Source organism: Blautia coccoides, assembly GCF_034355335.1.
GTDB lineage: Bacteria > Bacillota > Clostridia > Lachnospirales > Lachnospiraceae > Blautia > Blautia producta.
The window spans coordinates 3,833,931-3,850,774 of record NZ_CP136422.1; the positions used below are offsets into that span (position 1 = coordinate 3,833,931).

15 protein-coding genes are annotated in these 16,844 nt (G+C 46.9%); 2 read left to right on the forward strand and 13 right to left on the reverse strand.

All coding sequences use genetic code 11. The features are described from left to right. Nucleotides 1-6: 6 nt before the first annotated feature. From glpK to BLCOC_RS17265, 3 genes are all read right to left on the reverse strand, one after another. Entirely contained in the window at nt 7-1,506 is a 1,500-nt protein-coding gene (gene glpK, locus BLCOC_RS17255; protein WP_029468633.1) for a glycerol kinase GlpK, read from the reverse strand. Nucleotides 1,507-1,651: 145 nt separating this feature from the next. Next, nucleotides 1,652-2,332 carry a D-lyxose/D-mannose family sugar isomerase gene (locus tag BLCOC_RS17260; protein ID WP_115622876.1) on the reverse strand — a complete coding sequence of 227 codons (681 nt, stop codon included), beginning with the start codon at nt 2,330-2,332 and terminating at the stop codon, nt 1,652-1,654. Nucleotides 2,333-2,426: 94 nt separating this feature from the next. Beyond that, entirely contained in the window at nt 2,427-2,675 is a 249-nt protein-coding gene (locus tag BLCOC_RS17265; protein WP_115622877.1) for a helix-turn-helix domain-containing protein, read from the reverse strand. 260 nt (nt 2,676-2,935) lie between these two features. Between BLCOC_RS17265 and BLCOC_RS17270 the strand changes: the two genes are divergently transcribed. After that, nucleotides 2,936-4,111 carry an IS110 family RNA-guided transposase gene (locus tag BLCOC_RS17270; protein ID WP_115622538.1) on the forward strand — a complete coding sequence of 392 codons (1,176 nt, stop codon included), beginning with the start codon at nt 2,936-2,938 and terminating at the stop codon, nt 4,109-4,111. Between the two features lie 270 nt (nt 4,112-4,381). Here the strand turns inward: BLCOC_RS17270 and BLCOC_RS17275 are convergent, their stop codons facing one another. The 3 genes from BLCOC_RS17275 to BLCOC_RS17285 form a co-directional block, all read right to left on the reverse strand. Then, nucleotides 4,382-6,373, reverse strand: coding sequence for a KUP/HAK/KT family potassium transporter (locus tag BLCOC_RS17275; RefSeq protein ID WP_115622878.1), 1,992 nt, complete (start codon nt 6,371-6,373; stop codon nt 4,382-4,384). A gap of 18 nt (nt 6,374-6,391) precedes the next feature. After that, nucleotides 6,392-8,557, reverse strand: a complete 2,166-nt coding sequence (gene secF / locus BLCOC_RS17280) for a protein translocase subunit SecF (protein WP_115622879.1) — start codon at nt 8,555-8,557, stop codon at nt 6,392-6,394. A gap of 80 nt (nt 8,558-8,637) precedes the next feature. Further along, nucleotides 8,638-9,060, reverse strand: coding sequence for a hypothetical protein (locus BLCOC_RS17285; RefSeq protein WP_018597392.1), 423 nt, complete (start codon nt 9,058-9,060; stop codon nt 8,638-8,640). 137 nt (nt 9,061-9,197) lie between these two features. Between BLCOC_RS17285 and BLCOC_RS17290 the strand changes: the two genes are divergently transcribed. Then, complete coding sequence (locus BLCOC_RS17290; RefSeq protein WP_115622880.1) at nt 9,198-10,091, forward strand: SpoIID/LytB domain-containing protein; 894 nt, start codon at nt 9,198-9,200, stop codon at nt 10,089-10,091. 147 nt (nt 10,092-10,238) lie between these two features. On the opposite strand, the gene BLCOC_RS17295 is transcribed toward BLCOC_RS17290, so the two are convergent. The 7 genes from BLCOC_RS17295 to BLCOC_RS17325 all read right to left on the reverse strand — a co-directional run bounded on the left by BLCOC_RS17295 (nt 10,239) and on the right by BLCOC_RS17325 (nt 16,398). After that, nucleotides 10,239-11,204: a CehA/McbA family metallohydrolase gene (locus BLCOC_RS17295; protein WP_115622881.1), complete on the reverse strand. Its 966-nt coding sequence runs from the start codon at nt 11,202-11,204 to the stop codon at nt 10,239-10,241. Beyond that, nucleotides 11,185-11,661: a hypothetical protein gene (locus tag BLCOC_RS17300; protein ID WP_115622882.1), complete on the reverse strand. Its 477-nt coding sequence runs from the start codon at nt 11,659-11,661 to the stop codon at nt 11,185-11,187. The genes BLCOC_RS17295 and BLCOC_RS17300 overlap by 20 nt, the downstream gene beginning before the upstream one ends. Continuing rightward, nucleotides 11,658-12,356, reverse strand: coding sequence for a glycerophosphodiester phosphodiesterase (locus tag BLCOC_RS17305; RefSeq protein WP_115622883.1), 699 nt, complete (start codon nt 12,354-12,356; stop codon nt 11,658-11,660). Before BLCOC_RS17305 ends, BLCOC_RS17300 begins: the two co-directional genes overlap by 4 nt. Nucleotides 12,357-12,361: 5 nt before the next feature. Further along, nucleotides 12,362-13,207, reverse strand: coding sequence for an ABC transporter permease (locus tag BLCOC_RS17310; RefSeq protein WP_018597387.1), 846 nt, complete (start codon nt 13,205-13,207; stop codon nt 12,362-12,364). A gap of 19 nt (nt 13,208-13,226) precedes the next feature. Beyond that, nucleotides 13,227-14,414: an extracellular solute-binding protein gene (locus BLCOC_RS17315; RefSeq protein ID WP_115622884.1), complete on the reverse strand. Its 1,188-nt coding sequence runs from the start codon at nt 14,412-14,414 to the stop codon at nt 13,227-13,229. Nucleotides 14,415-14,500: 86 nt separating this feature from the next. Next, nucleotides 14,501-15,526: an ABC transporter ATP-binding protein gene (locus BLCOC_RS17320; protein ID WP_207660197.1), complete on the reverse strand. Its 1,026-nt coding sequence runs from the start codon at nt 15,524-15,526 to the stop codon at nt 14,501-14,503. Between the two features lie 26 nt (nt 15,527-15,552). Then, entirely contained in the window at nt 15,553-16,398 is an 846-nt protein-coding gene (locus tag BLCOC_RS17325; protein WP_115622885.1) for an ABC transporter permease, read from the reverse strand. Between the last annotated feature and the right edge of the window lie 446 nt (nt 16,399-16,844).

A 16,844-nucleotide genomic window follows, 5' to 3' on the forward strand; every position in this document is an offset into this window, starting at 1 on the left:
ACTAAATTACTCTTCTTCTTTTGCCCATCCATAAGAACATTTCACGGCTCGCTCCCAGCCCTTCATTTTCTTATCCCGTTCTTCCATAGAGATAACCGGATGGAAGGTTCTCTCGATCTCCCAGTTTTTCACGATCTCATTCTTGTCCTTCCAATAACCCACAGCCAGCCCTGCCAAATACGCAGCGCCCATGGCAGTGGTCTCCACACACTGCGGCCTCTTTACCGGAACCTGCACCATATCAGCCTGTGTCTGCATAAGGAAATTATTGGCACTGGCACCGCCGTCCACCTTCAGGGAAGCAAGAGGTATCCCGGAATCTGCCTCCATAGCCCTCACCACATCATGCACCTGATAGGCCAGAGATTCCAGGGTAGCACGGATGATATGATATTTGTTCACCCCTCTTGTAAGTCCCACAATGATCCCTCTTGCATACTGATCCCAATAGGGTGCCCCCAGTCCTGTAAACGCAGGCACCACATAACAGCCGTGAGTGTCCTTCACCTTTTTTGCCATATATTCGGAATCCTCCGCGCTGTCGATTATGCGAAGTTCATCCCGAAGCCACTGGATCGCTGCTCCCGCCACGAACACGGAACCCTCCAGCGCATAGTTCACCTTGCCGTCCAGTCCCCAGGCTATGGTGGTCACAAGCCCGTTTTTTGAAAATACAGGCTTCTCCCCTGTATTCATAAGCAGAAAACAGCCTGTGCCATATGTATTTTTTGCCTCTCCCTCTGAAAAACAGGTCTGTCCGAACAGAGCGGACTGCTGATCCCCGGCAGCCCCTGCAATGGGAATCTCTCCGCCGAAAAAGCTTGCGTCTGCCATGCCGTAGACGCAGCTTGAAGGCTTCACCTCAGGCAGCATGCATCTGGGGATCCCCAGCTCTTTTAATATCTCCTCATCCCACTCCAGCTTGTTTATATTATAGAGAAGTGTTCTGGATGCGTTGGAATAATCCGTCACATGGACCGCACCTTTGGTCATCTTCCATATAAGCCAGGTCTCCACGGTTCCGAAAAGCAGTTCTCCTCTCTCGGCGCGCTCTCTGGCCCCTTCCACATGATCCAGGATCCACTTCACCTTGGTACCTGAAAAATAGGCGTCGATGATCAGCCCTGTCTTGGCTCTGAACACCTCAGTAAGCCCCTTCTCTTTCAGGGAGTCACAATACTCTGAGGTCCGCCTGCACTGCCACACAATGGCATGATATACCGGCTCCCCTGTATTTTTATCCCAGACGATGGCTGTCTCCCTCTGGTTCGTGATGCCGATCCCCGCAATATCCTTTGCCTCCACGCCTACCTTCTGCATAGCCTCCACAGCCACGCCAAGCTGTGTGGACCAGATTTCACTGGCATCGTGCTCCACCCATCCCGGCTTGGGAAAATACTGTGTAAATTCCTTCTGGGCCACACTCACCATCTCGCCCTTCTCGTTAAAAAGAATACATCGGTTGCTTGTTGTTCCTGCGTCCAAGGCCATTATGTATTTTGCCATATGTAAAAATCCTCCGTTTTTTCTCACCGGCACTTCCCCGGGCGCCGGCAGTAACATAGTAAAGGTTTCACAAACAAAAGCTGTCCAGCCGGAAAGAATTCCTCTCTCCGGCCTGACAGCTCTTTGTCTCAATTCTCCTCGAGCTTTATTCTGCCTTCGGATATTCTGTACAGAGCAGACGGTATGGTGCCTCGTCTTCCTCTATCTCAGGAAATCTTCCGATAGGCTCATAAAAACGGTTATCATTTTCATCGTCATTGCACATAGAAACTTCACCTAAAAGTACCGGGCCTGTGCCTGGCTCCAGTTCAAAATCATGGTACATGTACGGATAGACCGTAATACTCTCACCGGGCTGCAGCTTAACCTGGGTTCCCGCAGGTACTGTGAATTCCCTGCCGTCACAGTTTACCGTCACATCCGTGTCAGCAAACTGGCCGTCCTCTGTGGAGTTATATACACGGATCAGAACATTGCCGCCTCCTCTGTTGATAATATCTTCCATCTTGTTCCAGTGGAAGTGCATAGGGGCCATCTGTCCCTCTTTTATGTACAGCAGCTTTTCTGCATAGGTCTTTGTATACTTGTCCATTTTCAGGTTGCCGTTTCTAAGGGTAATGAGGGAAAATCCCACCTCATCAAACCTGCCCAGGCCGTAATCTGTGATGTCCCAGCCCAGCATATTATCACGGATCTCGTCGTACTCGCCGCCTTTTTCCTTCCAGTCTTGTGGTGTAAAATTGCAGAATGGCGGAAGCTTGAAACAGCACTTGTTGACCATCTCCTCCATCTCTTTCAGCGCTGCATTGATTTCTGAACGTTTCATAAATTCTTTGTCCTTTCTGTCTCTTATCTGATTCCTATTTTAGCGCTTCCAATGGTATTTTTCAACAACAAATATCAGTATTTTTCTCATCCCTTTATAATATATTGATATCGCTGCGGAATGCGAACAGTTTCCATGTCTTAATGTCCAGTACATCAGCCACTTTCAGCAGTGTTTCCACTGAAATTTGTGTGGCCATCTTAGGTGCTTCAATATTGCTGATATGTGTCCTGCTGATACCAACTTCCTGCGCGAGCTGTGCCTGTGTCATCCCTTTCAGTTTTCTGTAATAGGCTATGTTAAGCCCCAGCTCCATTAATTGTGCATTGATATTTTCGCTCATGTCATTTCCTCCTACTATTATATAAAGTCATAGTCTTTCTTTACCTTTTCTACAGGTTTGACTATGCTATTTTAAGATACTGTGGATTGGTTATCACCTCCTACCACTTGATGGTTTAAAAAAGGCTCCAACCACAGTCTCTTTGTTTATTTGTTAATCAGTTAGTTACCGCATGACGGTTTATCAAGAAGTAGGTTACGATTGCAAGGAGCCCTGTGGATCTTAAGACAGTATCAATACTTTATATCAGGAGGTCCTATATGATTTACGTAGGAATTGATGTCGCAAAAGATAAGCATGATTGCTTTATCACAAACTCTGATGGCGAAGTCCTTTTCAAGGCTTTTACCATCAAAAACAATCTCGATGGGTTCGACGAGCTTTATCAGAAAATAGAATCCGTTATGGAAGATGCTTCTAAAGTAAAAGTAGGCCTAGAAGCCACTGGACACTATAGTTACAATCTTCTCGGATATCTGCTTGATAAAGGTCTGGCCACCTTTGTTATCAACCCGTTACATACTAATCTGTACAGAAAAAGTCTAAGCCTTAGACAGACGAAAACGGATAAAGTTGATGCCCATACAATTGCTTCTATGCTAATGTCTGACGTGAACTTAAAGTCCTACTCAGACACATCGTATCACAACGAAGAGCTTAAGTCACTTACTCGCTATCGTTTTGATAAAGTTAAAGAACGCGCGAAGCTTAAAACATCTATATCCCGTCTTGTATGTATCCTTTTCCCTGAGTTAGAAAAGCTTGTTCCAACACTTCATCAGAATTCTGTTTATGAGTTACTCTACGAATTTCCTGGTGCAAAACAGGTAGCTAATGCACATCTCACAAGACTTTCAAATCTTCTTGAAACCGCATCTAAAGGCCACTACACAAAAGAAACCTCTATCGCTTTTAGAGAGGCTGCAAGAACCTCTATCGGTTCAAATATGCCAGCTAAATCGCTTGAATTAAAGCACACCATTAAGCTCATTAGAGAGCTAGATTCTGAAATCGAAGAGATTGAAAACGAGATTAAAGTCATCATGGATGAAATCAATTCTCCAATCCTTAGCATTCCTGGAATCAGCTATCGAATGGGTGCCATGATTATTGCTGAAATAGGTGACTTTAGCCAATTCGACTCTCCAGATAAGATCCTTGCTTATGCAGGAATGTCGCCTTCTACCTATCAATCCGGCCAGTTAGATAACTGTTATGCCAGAATGGAAAAACGTGGTTCTAGATACCTTAGATATGCTCTGTTTAATGCAACCGCATATGTTTGTCTATGGGATCCAACCTACAAGGCTTATCTTGCCAAGAAACGAGCTGAAGGCAAGCATTACTATGTTGCAATGTCTCACGCGACCAAGAAACTAGTTCGGCTAATTTATCATCTCGAACGCACTGGACAGCAATACCAAAAAGCAATCTAATTCTTCCAACATCATATCTTCTTGTCAGAGCATCATACTCGATGCTCTATTTGTCATGCAATTTTCAAGGTACTGATTGCGATGAATAAGTCATCGCCACTATACTCAAAACATCTCTGTTTTTGAAACTATTTATTGACTTTCTTTAATAGTTAGTCTTTTTTACTATTTTGCAGGAAATGTCAGTGCGTATCCATATCTTATTTATGACTATTTTTATAGTTTTAATATAAACTTTTATTTTGCATTTACTTATTCATATTTTAACAATCAGATCCGCCTGAGGGGACGCAGATTTTTCATCTTAATGAAAAGCGGAACATATTCCAGGATCAAGGCAGAATTTTCCAGGCCATACCATCTGGCAGAGGAGCCGGCCACTCGGCGTATGGCATATTTCAATGAGACAGCAGCGCGCCCTGCAGGAGAGATATCACTTTCCGGTATGAGCAGTTTCCGGATCAGGCAGAACTGGAAGCTGCCCACCTCACCGTCCTTATAGATGGAATATTTCGGTTCCTGGGAGGGAAGTTCATTGCTGTCGATCAACTCCTCCACGATCTGCCTCAAATACACATTGATCCTCTGGTCCACTTTAAACCCCAGACGGAGCTGGATTTTGAATATATGATCCGTTCCGAAATTCTCCACCGTATACTCTCTGGTATAGGGCTGGTCTGTGACCTGTATATTGATGAACCAGTAAGCTTTGGCGCGCTTTGGACGGTCCAGAACAGAATACAGAATATCCCGGTCCAATTCCTCAACCCGTGTTTCTTTTGTGATATAAACCAGATTATCCGTCTGGATCGGTATACTGGTATCCTCTTTCAGCCTGCCCAACTGTCCCACAAAATCCCGGACTTTCAGATAAACCGCCTGAGAATTCTCTATGGCGGTTCCTCTGTACCACACTACCATAATTCCAAAGAGCACAGCAGCGATAAACAAGGCCACATAGCCGCCCCTTTGAAATTTGCTCAGGCTGGAAAGGAAAAAGGTTCCCTCCAGTCCTCCGAAAAACAGCAGAAACAGCCAGGAAGACCAAGACTTTTTCCTGATCCTGTTCAGGTAAACAAACAATAACAGGGTGGTCATCAGCATGGTAAGTGTGATCGCAAGACCGTATGCTGCTTCCATATGGGCACTGGTCCTGAAATAGAGCACCAGCAGAGAACAGGAGACCCACAGTACCAGATTCACCAATGGGATAAATATCTGCCCCTTGATCATGGATGGGTACACGATTTGCATATGAGGCATCAGATCCAGCCTGCTGGCCTCAGAAACAAGAGTGAAGGAACCTGTGACCAGAGCCTGGGACGCGATGATCGCAGCAGCCGTTCCCAGCATCACCCCCACAGGCCGTATCTCCTCAGGCAGCATTTCAAAAAACGGATTCATATCCGGTATTGCCTCCAGGCTTTCACCAGTGCGGTTTGAGAGCATCCAGGCTCCCTGTCCAAGATAGTTCAGGATCAGGCACACCTTCACAAAAGGCCAGCTGGCATAGATGTTCTGCCTGCCCACATGCCCCATATCCGAATACAGTGCCTCTGCCCCTGTGGTGGCTAAAAACACGCTTCCAAGGATCATGAATCCCATACGGTTATCAGGGCTTACCAGGATCTTCAAGGCCCACAATGGATTCAGCGCCCGGATGATCCCCGGATTTCCCATGATATGAAAGCACCCGGCTGCTGCCAGGAACAGAAACCACAGGGTCATGACCGGCCCAAACGCTTTTCCAATGGAGCTGGTTCCCGCTTTCTGCACCAAAAAAAGCACAGCGATGATCACCAGGGTTATGACCACGATCTTATCCTGATCCTTTCCCAGCACTGCGTAGACCCACGGAATGCTCCTGAGGCCTTCAATGGCTGTTGTGACTGTCACCGCCGGTGTTAAAATACCGTCCGCCAGCAGCGCGGCTCCTCCTATCATAGCGGGAAAGACCAGCCATTTTCCACATTTTTTCACCAGACTGAACAGGGCAAAAATGCCGCCCTCATTATGGTTATCCGCCTGCATGGCGATCAGTACGTATTTGACTGTTGTCAGCAGGATAATGGTCCATATGACCAGGGAGAGCGCTCCGTATATGACGTTCTCTCCCATCCCGGCCATTCCCCCGTTTCCTGCTATAATGGATTTCATAACATACATGGGAGAGGTTCCGATATCCCCGTAAACCACTCCCACAGAAATCAGGACCGCACCTGCACTGAAAGGTATTCCTGTCTCTCTCTGTGTTTCCTTCATCTCAAACACCCTTTTCCTTTATTTCTTCTTTTTCTGCTTATGCTCTTCCCAGCACACCCAGAGAGGGCCTGCAATGCATACAGAGGAGTAGCATCCGCTGATCATCCCCGCCAAAAGCGGAAGGGAAAATACCTGAATGGATTCTATATGGTAAAATACGGAGAACAGAAAAATAATGAACACGCACGCCACAACCGTAAATGCCGTATTGACAGAACGCCCCAGAGTTTCTGTGATGCTTCTGTCCACCAGCTTTGCCAGCGTCTCTCCTTTTTTACTGTTCTTCCGGTTCTCCCTGATCCTGTCGTACAAAACGATGGTGTCATTGATGGAATAGCCGATAATGGTCAGCGTCACTGCCACAAAGGCATCGTTCACCGGAATCCTGCACACGCCGAACACAAACACCACAATGAGAATGTCGTGCAGAAGTGCCGCAACTGCTGTGATACCCGCTGCAAGCCCGGACATAGCGGAAAACCGTATCCTTATATATATGACAATAAACAGGGCGGAAAGTACAATGGCAATGATGGAATTTTTCAATGCCTTTGCCCCAATATAAGGCTCCACCGCGTAAGTCTCCGACAGCTTGTATTCCTGTCCCTCCTCCCCGTTCAGTGCTTTTGTCACTTCCTGCTGCTCCTCTGGTGAAATCCCCTTGTTGCCGGCCAAAGTCACCGCCAGTTTCTGCTGCCTGCTTGCCGGGTCCTCTGTGATCTGGATATTGGCAGGCCGGTCCAGCACTGCCTCCACATCCTCTCTCAGCTTTTCTGTATCGGCCTTCCCCGAACACGTATATTTCAGGATCACACCTCCTGTGAACTGTGTATCCAGCTTCATACCGTTTACCGAGCTAAGTATGGTTCCTGTAAGGAGCACACAGGCTGTAAATAAAAAGATCCATTTCCGCTTTCCTGAAAAATCCAGGATCTTTTTCTCCTTTTTCCTGCGGAACATGGATGGACGTTTAAAAAATTCATACTGCACCACAGAGGTGAGCATAGTCCTGGACATCCATACGCCCGCAAACAGGTTGATCACAACTCCGGTAAGCAGGGTATAGCCAAAGCTCAGCATCGTTCCCGAACCGAATATCATAAGTATAACAGCCACAGCCGCTGTGGTGAGATTGCCGTCCAGCACAGAGGAGAAAGCCCGCTGATATCCCTTTTTGACTGCTGCCTTTACCGATAAGCCATGCATCAGCTCCTCACTGATACGCTCACTTATGATGATATTGGCATCTACCGCCATACCTGCTGAGAGAATCAGCCCCGCGATTCCCGGCAGTGTAATGGTATACTGAGGAACCGATATGGCCAGCACCTGCAAGGACATCTGAAACAGCAGCGTGATGCAGCTCAGTATCCCGGGCAGTCTATAGTAAAAGCTCATAAACAGGCACACCAAAACCATAGCCGTCACCGCGGCAGCCACCATGGATGTTAAGGCCCGGCCTCCCAGTGTGGGGCTGATGGTATTGTAATTGCTGGTCTTCATGGAAAACGGAAGGGCGCCTGCATTGATCTTATCAGAGAGCGCCTGTGCCTCATCCCTGGATGCCATGCCGTTTATGACTGCCTCTCCCCCTTCTATTTTCTGCTGTACCACAGGATTTGAGATCAGAGTGTCATCCATATAGATCCCTATATTCTTTCCAAGATTATCCTGCGTAGCTTTGGCGAACTTCTCCGTGCCGTTTTTGTTAAAATGAAGCTCTACCTCATATGCCCTTGTATCCCTGCTCTGTACCACAGAGCTGCTGGAAACATCCTGTCCTTCCACCAGCACCTTGTTGTTTTCATCCCGGAAGGTCAGTTTTGCCGTCTCTCCCAGTTCCGCTATGGCCTGCTGGGGATCAAAGTCTTTTTCATCGGATTTCCAGGGGAACCTGACAAGTATCCTGCCCTCCTGCTTCTCCACAGTCACTTCCCGGTCCAGGATATTTTTGGCATCCAGCCGTCCTTCCATGATATTTCTGGCAGCTTCCAGTTCCTGGGGTGTGGGCTTTTTTGTGATTCCCACCGGCTCAAAAACAGCCTCCACGCCGCCCTTGATGTCAATGCCGAACCGCATATCCCGGATTCCTTTTATATCACTTCCACAGCCAAAAAAGGCAATGAAAAGAAAGACAGCAATGATTCCCAGTGCTATCCAAATATGTGTTTTTTTATTTTTCATGATTTCCCTGCTTTCTGTTCTGATCGTAACGCTTCCGTACCCATAGAGCCGCTGAAACGCTACTTTTCATTTTTTATAAATCAGATAAAAAGGGGAAGTCTCTTCTTTCCGTCCTTGTACTGGACAATAAATATCCGTTTTAAAGGGGGATCGTTCAGCAGAAAGCTGAGCCTGAAAAAGGCATAAAGAGAAGCCTTTGTCTCTCCGGAAAACAGAAAAACAAGGGCACAGGAAAATAGTACCAAAAACAAAGGAAGAAGCCTGAGGAAATGATCCTCTTCTCCCTTATTCTCTCCGAGATTGGGGCGTGAAAACGTTTCTTCTTTTTGAAAGCAGTCCGGGTATTCCCCATGACCGGCCCGGGTGATGGCTGTCTGACCGGTGATGTCTCTAGGTCCGCCCTCCGCGCCTCTGCTGTCCTGTCTCTGTGAGAAAACAAAAAAGAGGCACAGAACACAAAGAAAGAATGCAACCATATAACAAACACTCTGCATCTTTTTCATGATGATCTGCCCTCCAGTCCGTAAATCTTTATATCGAATCACACTCTAGCACAAAGAAAGGTTTCTGTCAATCATTCTGTCACATTTTTCATTTGCCTGCATATCCTAAACCAACGAACTGCCATGAGGTTTTACCTATGAATTATTTTCCCATTAGAGCCATGCAGACGGACCACCCGGATGAAGGGGGGCTGAGGATTTCCGTGCTCTCCGCCATCAGGAATACTCCTATTGAAAACGCCACAATAGATATCTCCTATACAGGAGACCCTTCTTCTGTCATTGATGAGCTGAAAACGGATGCCAACGGGCTGACAGAAAAAATCCTCCTTCCCGCACCGCCCCTGGAGTACAGCATGGAGCCTTCTGAGTACCAGCCCTACGCAGAATACACCTTCCACATCGAAGCGGAGGGGTTTGAACCTGTGGATATCTCCGGCGCGGAAATACTGCCCGAAGTCACCGCGCTGCAGACAGCAAGGCTTCAGGCTCAGACGCCGGAAAACACCTTTCAGAGTATTGTCATTCCGGCACATACCCTGTTCGGCACATATCCGGAAAAGATACCCGAGGATGAGATCAAACCCATGGATGAATCCGGAGAGATCGTTCTGAGCCGGGTGGTCATACCGGAGTTCATAGTGGTGCATGACGGCGCCCCCACAGACCCCACTGCCCAGAATTATTATGTGCGTTACCGGGATTACATCAAAAACGTGGCTTCCAGTGAGATTTACGCCACATGGCCCACGGAGACCATCCGGGCCAATGTGCTGGCGATCATGTCCTTTACCCTGAACCGTGTCTATACCGAATGGTACCGCAACAAGGGCTATGATTTTACTATCACCTCCTCCACTGCTTTTGACCACAAGTGGATGAACGGCAGGAATATCTTTGACAGCATCTCCCAGGTTGTGGATGAATTGTTCGCTGACTATCTCTCAAGACCGGGCGTAAGACAGCCTATTCTCACTCAATACTGCGACGGACAGCGTGTGACTTGTCCGAACTGGATGGCCAAATTGTAATAACACCTAAACCGAATTTAACAGTACTTATAGAAAGTATGAGACAAGGTATCATTAATGACATCTTGTCTCAGTAGGTATTTCTGTCCCCTGTTTTTTCTTTATCGGATGGAACCGCGTTTGGATTTATTCTATTGGCTTGCTGCATTACTCCACATATACGGGATTCGTCAGTGCAATCCTACAGTCTTCCAATCCGTAATAGCTTCCGAATAAATCCGCACGCAGCCATTTTTCCGGTACTCTTACCCTACGAATACAGGAAACACCTGCCGGAAATCGATCCACTTCATTTCCGTCGGCAATCAGGCGAATCTCCCCGGCGCGAACCTGCTTCTTTTCCCAGACACCAGGTAATACATCCGACTGAATCTGTAAATACAGCTCCAGTTCTTTTTCACCCGCCGGAATAATTCCCCCGCAGGGGATCGTTCTTCCTCCCGTAACCGCTTCCATAGTCAGAAGAGGGCCTGCAGTTAGGCAGATGTTTCCACCTCTGACGGCATCCATAACTGCTTTCACCGTCAACTCTTCTTCCGTTCCCACCCAGGTATAGCAGCAGGGAAAGCAGTCATCTTTATGCCAGTCCCGTCCAGTCATGGCAGTGATTCGATAGCCTTCTGACAGAAGCTTATCCCAGAGTTCAAAAGCTCGCAGACTCTGCAGACGGCGGGGCGCATAATTCCGGCTCCATACCTCTATATAATCGGGCAGAGACCAATCCTTTATCTGAAATGCCCAGTGATATCCGGTATTAATCGGATCGGACAAGGAAAAAGGATGGGCAATGCCCACAATTCCGCCGTTTTTATGAATCGATTGGATGGCCTCGTCTATTTCATTCGGCTTTACGTCTCTCCAGTCCGTATAGCCGTTCTCCTCCAGTACCACCATATGGCCGTAATAAGTCGTCCACTCCAGTCCGCGAACCGGAAGGATTCCCTGCTCTCTGGCCACTTCAATCAGTTCGGGTGTACCGGAGGCCGTGTTGTGATCTGTGAGGGCCAGCGCCCGGTAGCCTTTCATCTTTGCAGCCTGCACCAGTTCCTCCACGGTAAAAGTTCCGTCGCTGTGACAGGTATGCGTGTGAAGCTCAACCGGATACCAACGCATCGGACACCCTCCCTTCTATAATCAGTCTGCCTTCACATTTCAACGTGCAAACTGCATGCAGGTGAATCATGCCCTCCCATTCTCCTGCCACCCTGGGTGGGCATACAAACCCGGGGGCAGCTTTCGTCTTGGTAATCTCATGTACTTGATTTTTCTGCCAGCGGTGAGCATTTCCCAGATAACTTCCGTCTTTTGACAGAGAAATCGTAATTAAGTTTTTCAGAGAGCCGATACTTTCCGGAGAAATCTGATCATACTCCAAACCTCTTCCATCATAATATCGGCGGACAGCCCTGTCTATCATGGGGAGGCAGGCCTCCGGTACCGTCAGTGCGTCTGGTTCAAAACTGAAAAGAATACGAATGCATATAACCTCCTCGGGACACTCAAAAGAAAACCTCACATTGGTTTTTGAATCTTCCGGTTTCCACCGGTAACACTCTCTGAGAAGAATCATAACACTTTTCCTTCCCGGCGCAGCATGAGGGCCTCTTTCAGATTTCGGGTAGTGATGTTGCGTATTCCTATTCCCAGCAGCTGGCGGATTCGGACAGGTTCATTGACCGTCCAAGTGGAAATCCCGATCCCATTTTTCTCCATTACGGAAAGAAAGCTTTCATTGAGAAATTTTTCGCAGATATTTACAGTGCTGATTCCGCAAACCCGGCAGGCGGCTACCAGTTTTTCGGCTGTACTCTCCGTGCTGATATCTTTCGGATGATCCGGACCAGTATCCCCGCAAAAGTCCGGAATACATTCTTCCACATTCCAGTAGACCTCTACCTCCCTCCAGGGGCAGGGTTCCGCCATCCGCAGAGGTCTAACACTTCCGGAATACAGTATCTGTTCCGGGGACAGCCCGCACTCTTCTGCCAGTCTCAATACCGGCAGTTCTAGTCCATATTCTTTTAAATCGCAGTTCATACGCATTTCGGTATGCTTTCTCATAACCATAAAAACATCCCGGAGACTGACTGCCCCGCCGTCAGTCTCATCATGAGCAATAACCAGGTTATGGTCCTTGTCCCTACGCACATCCAATTCCAGGACATCCGCAGAGGTGGTCAGTGCATAATAAACAAATTCCATACTGTTTTCACAGGTTCCGTCTGCACCGGAATGTGCTGTAATCAATGTTATTCCATTCTTCACTTTATTTACTTCTCCCAATCGTTTTCTTTCAGATTTGAGTAGATATATACAGCAGCAGATACTGAACAGATTAGGAACATGATCACAGACAACGCCGCAGACCGGTTATAGTCCATGTATCTGTTAAACTGATCATACAAGGAGATGCCCAGCATCTTCGGTGCGTTCCCTCCCATCAGGTAAGGGGTGGTAAAGGAACTCACGTTGGACATGAACACAAAAGTAGCTGCTACCACCACATCCTTTAAAGACAAGGGCAGGATCATGTTCCAAAAAATTCTCAGTTTGCCAGCACCCACATCGCTGGCTGCCTCGATAATGGAATCGGGGATTCCGCTAAGGCCCGCTGCGATCATCATAGCAGCAAATGGAATATTGAACCACAGATTCATGGTGATAATTCCGCTAGCGTGATACATCATTCCCATATTGATATCCACACCGAGAAGCTGTCCAATCCGGTTAATCAGGCCACTGTCACGGATAATAGTAATCATGGCGTACACAGCACACATGGACGGCACAAAGCGTGGCAGAAGGTACAGCATACCGATGGTTTTGGAAATTCTTGATTTTATGAATCTCAGATACAATGCCAGCAGATAAGCTACCGCAATAGCAATCACCACTGTCACTGCCACAATATAAAGGGTATACAGCAAGTTATTTCTCTGAGCCTTGTCCGTAAAGAAATAGGTGTAATTGGCCAAGGTAAAATCTCCTGTCTCACTGTTGTGAAAGCTTTGATTCACGGCCGTCACAATCGGGTAGGCCACCGTCAGTATCACCACCAGGAATGCCGGAAGCACCATCACATAAGCCATCAAATTTTTTTTTAGATCTTTACTCATGTTTCAATCCTTTCCTGACTTATCCCAGTGTTCCAATCTCGCTGTCCCAGCGGGCATTGAAATCAGTTCCCAAATCTCCGATGGACATGATGCGGAAGCTGCTTACATCCAGATTCATAACATCCTCAAATCCGGTCATATCCAGATTGCTTGTATCTACCAGAGGAATAGCCGCCATCTTTTTTACCAAAATCTCCTGGGCAGCGTCTGTCAGCATATAATTTATGAACACATAAGCTCCTTCCTCATTGGATCCAAACGTAGGTATTGCCAGAGACTGGAGCGAACCGGTAAATGAAGGATCAATCTGAGAAATCTTGATAGTGTCTTTCAAAGTTCCCTCTGTTCTCTGGGACAACACCATGTCGGCCCACATAGGACAAATATCGATTTCACCCTGATTCAGCAGATCCAATGCTCCCTGGTTCTTGTTAGGGTATACAATACTCCCACCTGAAGTATACATATACGGATGCATGTCTGTCAGGAGCTGAAATCCCTTGTCCCACTGTTCTTTCCAGCTGGGATCATCAGAAGTTATAGCCTCTTCAGGCAATAAGTTGTATACAACGGTACGTGCAAAAGAATCTCCTGCTCCACCGGTTCCAGGTGCATTGTAAGCGAAACGGCCTGGATTTTCCTTCATCCAATTAACCAGCTCATCCATGGTTGCCGGCGGAGTTTCCACCACCTCCGAATCATATGCCAGGACTACAGTGGTTCCTCTGTAGGGCTGTACGTAATCAGTAGCTACACTGCTCTTTCCGGATACTCTCTCCGCATTGGGAATCTTGGAATCATCCAGCTTTACAAATGCTTCCTCTCCCATCCTGGCAATTACAGCAGAAAGATCATCACCTCCCAAATCTACCAGGTCATAATCCGTATTTGTCTGCTTTGCCTGATAAGCGGCAGCCAGCATATCGGTCATAGACTGAGTCCCCGTACCGCTCAGCATAAACTGCAATTTGGCAGTATACTGATCCGCATAATCGGAGTTATTGTTGAAATCCTCAATCAGCGCCTCGTATACCTGACGTACATTATCAGAACCCGTTGCCCAGATAGTTACAGTGGATTTCTCTCCGGCGGCAGAAGCCTCAGAAATCTCTCCTGATTTTCTGGATTCCCCGCAGCCTGCCATACATGCTGCCAGCACACCGGCCATTGTCAGTGCCAGCAATGATTTTACTTTCAGTCTTTTCATCTCTTTCATCCTTTCTTTTATATATAGATATAAGTCTTCCGCAGAGGAAAAATACCGTTTCCCGTACCACTCAAATATTATGCAAATCAGGCGCTTAATGGAAAATGCGTAGACTTACTGACGGTCAATTTCACTTTCTTACCTTCCTTCTGCTGATCACCAATCTCACGATTTACATAGCATTTGACTATATTACTGCCCACCTGAACCATAATCAGTACATAATGGCCCATCAGCATAATAGTACTTACTGTTCCCTCAATTTCACCCTTTTCGTTATCCACCAGCAGATCCTCCGGCCGTACCGCGATGGTGTAATTGTCTTTCTTGATAAAGTTCATCTCTCCGATAAAGGATGCCACATGGAGAGTTGCCGGCTGATCATAAATCTCATCCGGTGTTCCCACCTGATCGAACTTCCCTTTATTCATAACTACAATTCGGTGAGAAATGGCCATTGCCTCTTCCTGGTCGTGAGTTACGAAGATTACAGTGATTCCCAGGCTACTCTGGATTCTTTTCAGTTCTTCGCGCATCTGCTGACGGATTTTGGCATCAAGTGCGGAGAAAGGTTCGTCCAGAAGCAAAAGGGCCGGTTTCAGAAGCAGGGATCTAGCAATGGCAATACGCTGCTGCTGACCACCAGACAACTGTCCGGGATATTTTTTCTCGGTTCCGCTCATAGAAACCAGCGCCAGGATTTTTCTAATATCCTCGTCCATAGTTTTTTTCGGAATCTTGCGAAGCTTCAGACCGAATGCCAGATTCTCGTAAACAGTCATATGAGGCCACAGGTTATAGCTCTGGAAAACCATGGCAGTAGGACGGTTTTCTGGGGGCAGATTCACGATGGACTGTCCATCAATGAGAATATCGCCGGAAGTCACATCCAGAAATCCCCCAATGGTCCGGAGGATTGTGGACTTTCCACAACCGGAGGGACCCAAAAAGGTCACGATCTCGCCCTCATAAATCTTCAAGTTGATATTTTCAACGCCGTCTCCGTTATCATAATGCTTGGTCATATCTTTAATTTCCAATTTTACTTTCCGCTTCTCTGCAGCAGTACCAGCCGCTGCGGCCTTTTTGCTGCCTGTCATCATATTGCTCATGAATATCTTTCCTCCCAAAACTTTTCTTATTTCATCTTAAATCCGCCTGCAATGGCCTCTGGTCCAATGAATTTTCTCATGAGGAAAATCATCACCGCAGAGGGGATAATCAGCAAAATTGCAAACACCGCACCAATCTGAACAGCGGAACTGTCAAGCACAATTCCATACATTGCCACGGGCATGGTCTGAATTCGGGCAAGCCCCACCAACATAGTTCCCTGTGCCTCTTCCATGGACCCCAGGAAGGTGTACAGCGTCGCCACTGCGATTCCCGGCATGGCCATGGGGAAGGTTACTTTAAAAAAAGTACGAATCGGGCCTGCTCCCACATCACGGGCAGCCTCTTCCTGCTGCCGGTGTACGTTGCGGAACGCGTTGGAAGGCAGCCATACCATAAACATCATGGAGTTAATCATATGGATAATGATAACGCCCGGATACGTACCCATCAGACCATATTTATAAAACAAAACTGCGATGGAAGTATAGATTCCCAGTTTCGGAAATGCATTGGTCAAAAGGAATGACAACATAAAAATTTTCCGTCCCCGATACTTAAACCTAGCAATGGAATATGCAGCCGGAATACAGAAAACCATAGAAATAATTGTTGTGGAAATGGCGACAATAAAGGATTGAATCATAGAAGATACCAGGCTCTCCTGTCCAAAAACATACCCCCACCATTCAGTCCCCCACTGTTCTGGCAGGACATGCGGCACATTGTACTCATTGGCAAAAGCCAACATCAGCATGTTGAGCAGCGGACCGTAAAAAAACAGGACAAATACCGCAAGCAGGACAAATTCCAGAAATCTGCGTCTTCCCACCGCATGATAAAACCGCCGTGGATTCAACATTTTGAACATAAACTTTCTCCTCCTGCACAGGCCTGAATTGAATAACTCTTTTCTGGTCTGTGTTTCCTGAAGTTTTTAAAACAGGTAAATCCAAAAACTCCCTCAGTTCATTTGGGCGGCCTTTGAACTCACGTAACAGAGCAGCTCCTTGGGATATCCGTAAACTATAATAACTCCCGTACTGCTCGGCAATCTAGCATATATTTGTTAGAAAATTATTAATATCAGGTAAAACAGTATGAACTAAACAATATCCATATCATAGTGTCCTAGTACAACGAATAATAAATTACTGCTATATCAACGCAGGGTGTATATTCGAGTGCAAGGCGTCCGAATGAGGCGTAGCGGTGGCTACGTCGGTTGAGGTTGTTTCCGTACCGTTCCCCGCCACAAACATTTCTCCATGCCGGATAGGTTTCCTAATATTCGGATTTTTAAAATGGATTTGTCTT

What these genes read in the sequence shown, in the direction of transcription:
- secF (WP_115622879.1), bottom strand. Translation starts at nt 8,557, where the DNA reads ATGAAAAATAAAAAAACACATATTTGGATAGCACTGGGAATCATTGCT.
- glpK (WP_029468633.1), bottom strand. Translation starts at nt 1,506, where the DNA reads ATGGCAAAATACATAATGGCCTTGGACGCAGGAACAACAAGCAACCGA.
- BLCOC_RS17295 (WP_115622881.1), bottom strand. Translation starts at nt 11,204, where the DNA reads ATGCGTTGGTATCCGGTTGAGCTTCACACGCATACCTGTCACAGCGAC.
- BLCOC_RS17300 (WP_115622882.1), bottom strand. Translation starts at nt 11,661, where the DNA reads ATGATTCTTCTCAGAGAGTGTTACCGGTGGAAACCGGAAGATTCAAAA.
- BLCOC_RS17320 (WP_207660197.1), bottom strand. Translation starts at nt 15,526, where the DNA reads ATGAGCAATATGATGACAGGCAGCAAAAAGGCCGCAGCGGCTGGTACT.
- BLCOC_RS17265 (WP_115622877.1), bottom strand. Translation starts at nt 2,675, where the DNA reads ATGAGCGAAAATATCAATGCACAATTAATGGAGCTGGGGCTTAACATA.
- BLCOC_RS17315 (WP_115622884.1), bottom strand. Translation starts at nt 14,414, where the DNA reads ATGAAAAGACTGAAAGTAAAATCATTGCTGGCACTGACAATGGCCGGT.
- BLCOC_RS17285 (WP_018597392.1), bottom strand. Translation starts at nt 9,060, where the DNA reads ATGAAAAAGATGCAGAGTGTTTGTTATATGGTTGCATTCTTTCTTTGT.
- BLCOC_RS17325 (WP_115622885.1), bottom strand. Translation starts at nt 16,398, where the DNA reads ATGTTCAAAATGTTGAATCCACGGCGGTTTTATCATGCGGTGGGAAGA.
- BLCOC_RS17310 (WP_018597387.1), bottom strand. Translation starts at nt 13,207, where the DNA reads ATGAGTAAAGATCTAAAAAAAAATTTGATGGCTTATGTGATGGTGCTT.
- BLCOC_RS17290 (WP_115622880.1), top strand. Translation starts at nt 9,198, where the DNA reads ATGAATTATTTTCCCATTAGAGCCATGCAGACGGACCACCCGGATGAA.
- BLCOC_RS17275 (WP_115622878.1), bottom strand. Translation starts at nt 6,373, where the DNA reads ATGAAGGAAACACAGAGAGAGACAGGAATACCTTTCAGTGCAGGTGCG.
- BLCOC_RS17260 (WP_115622876.1), bottom strand. Translation starts at nt 2,332, where the DNA reads ATGAAACGTTCAGAAATCAATGCAGCGCTGAAAGAGATGGAGGAGATG.
- BLCOC_RS17270 (WP_115622538.1), top strand. Translation starts at nt 2,936, where the DNA reads ATGATTTACGTAGGAATTGATGTCGCAAAAGATAAGCATGATTGCTTT.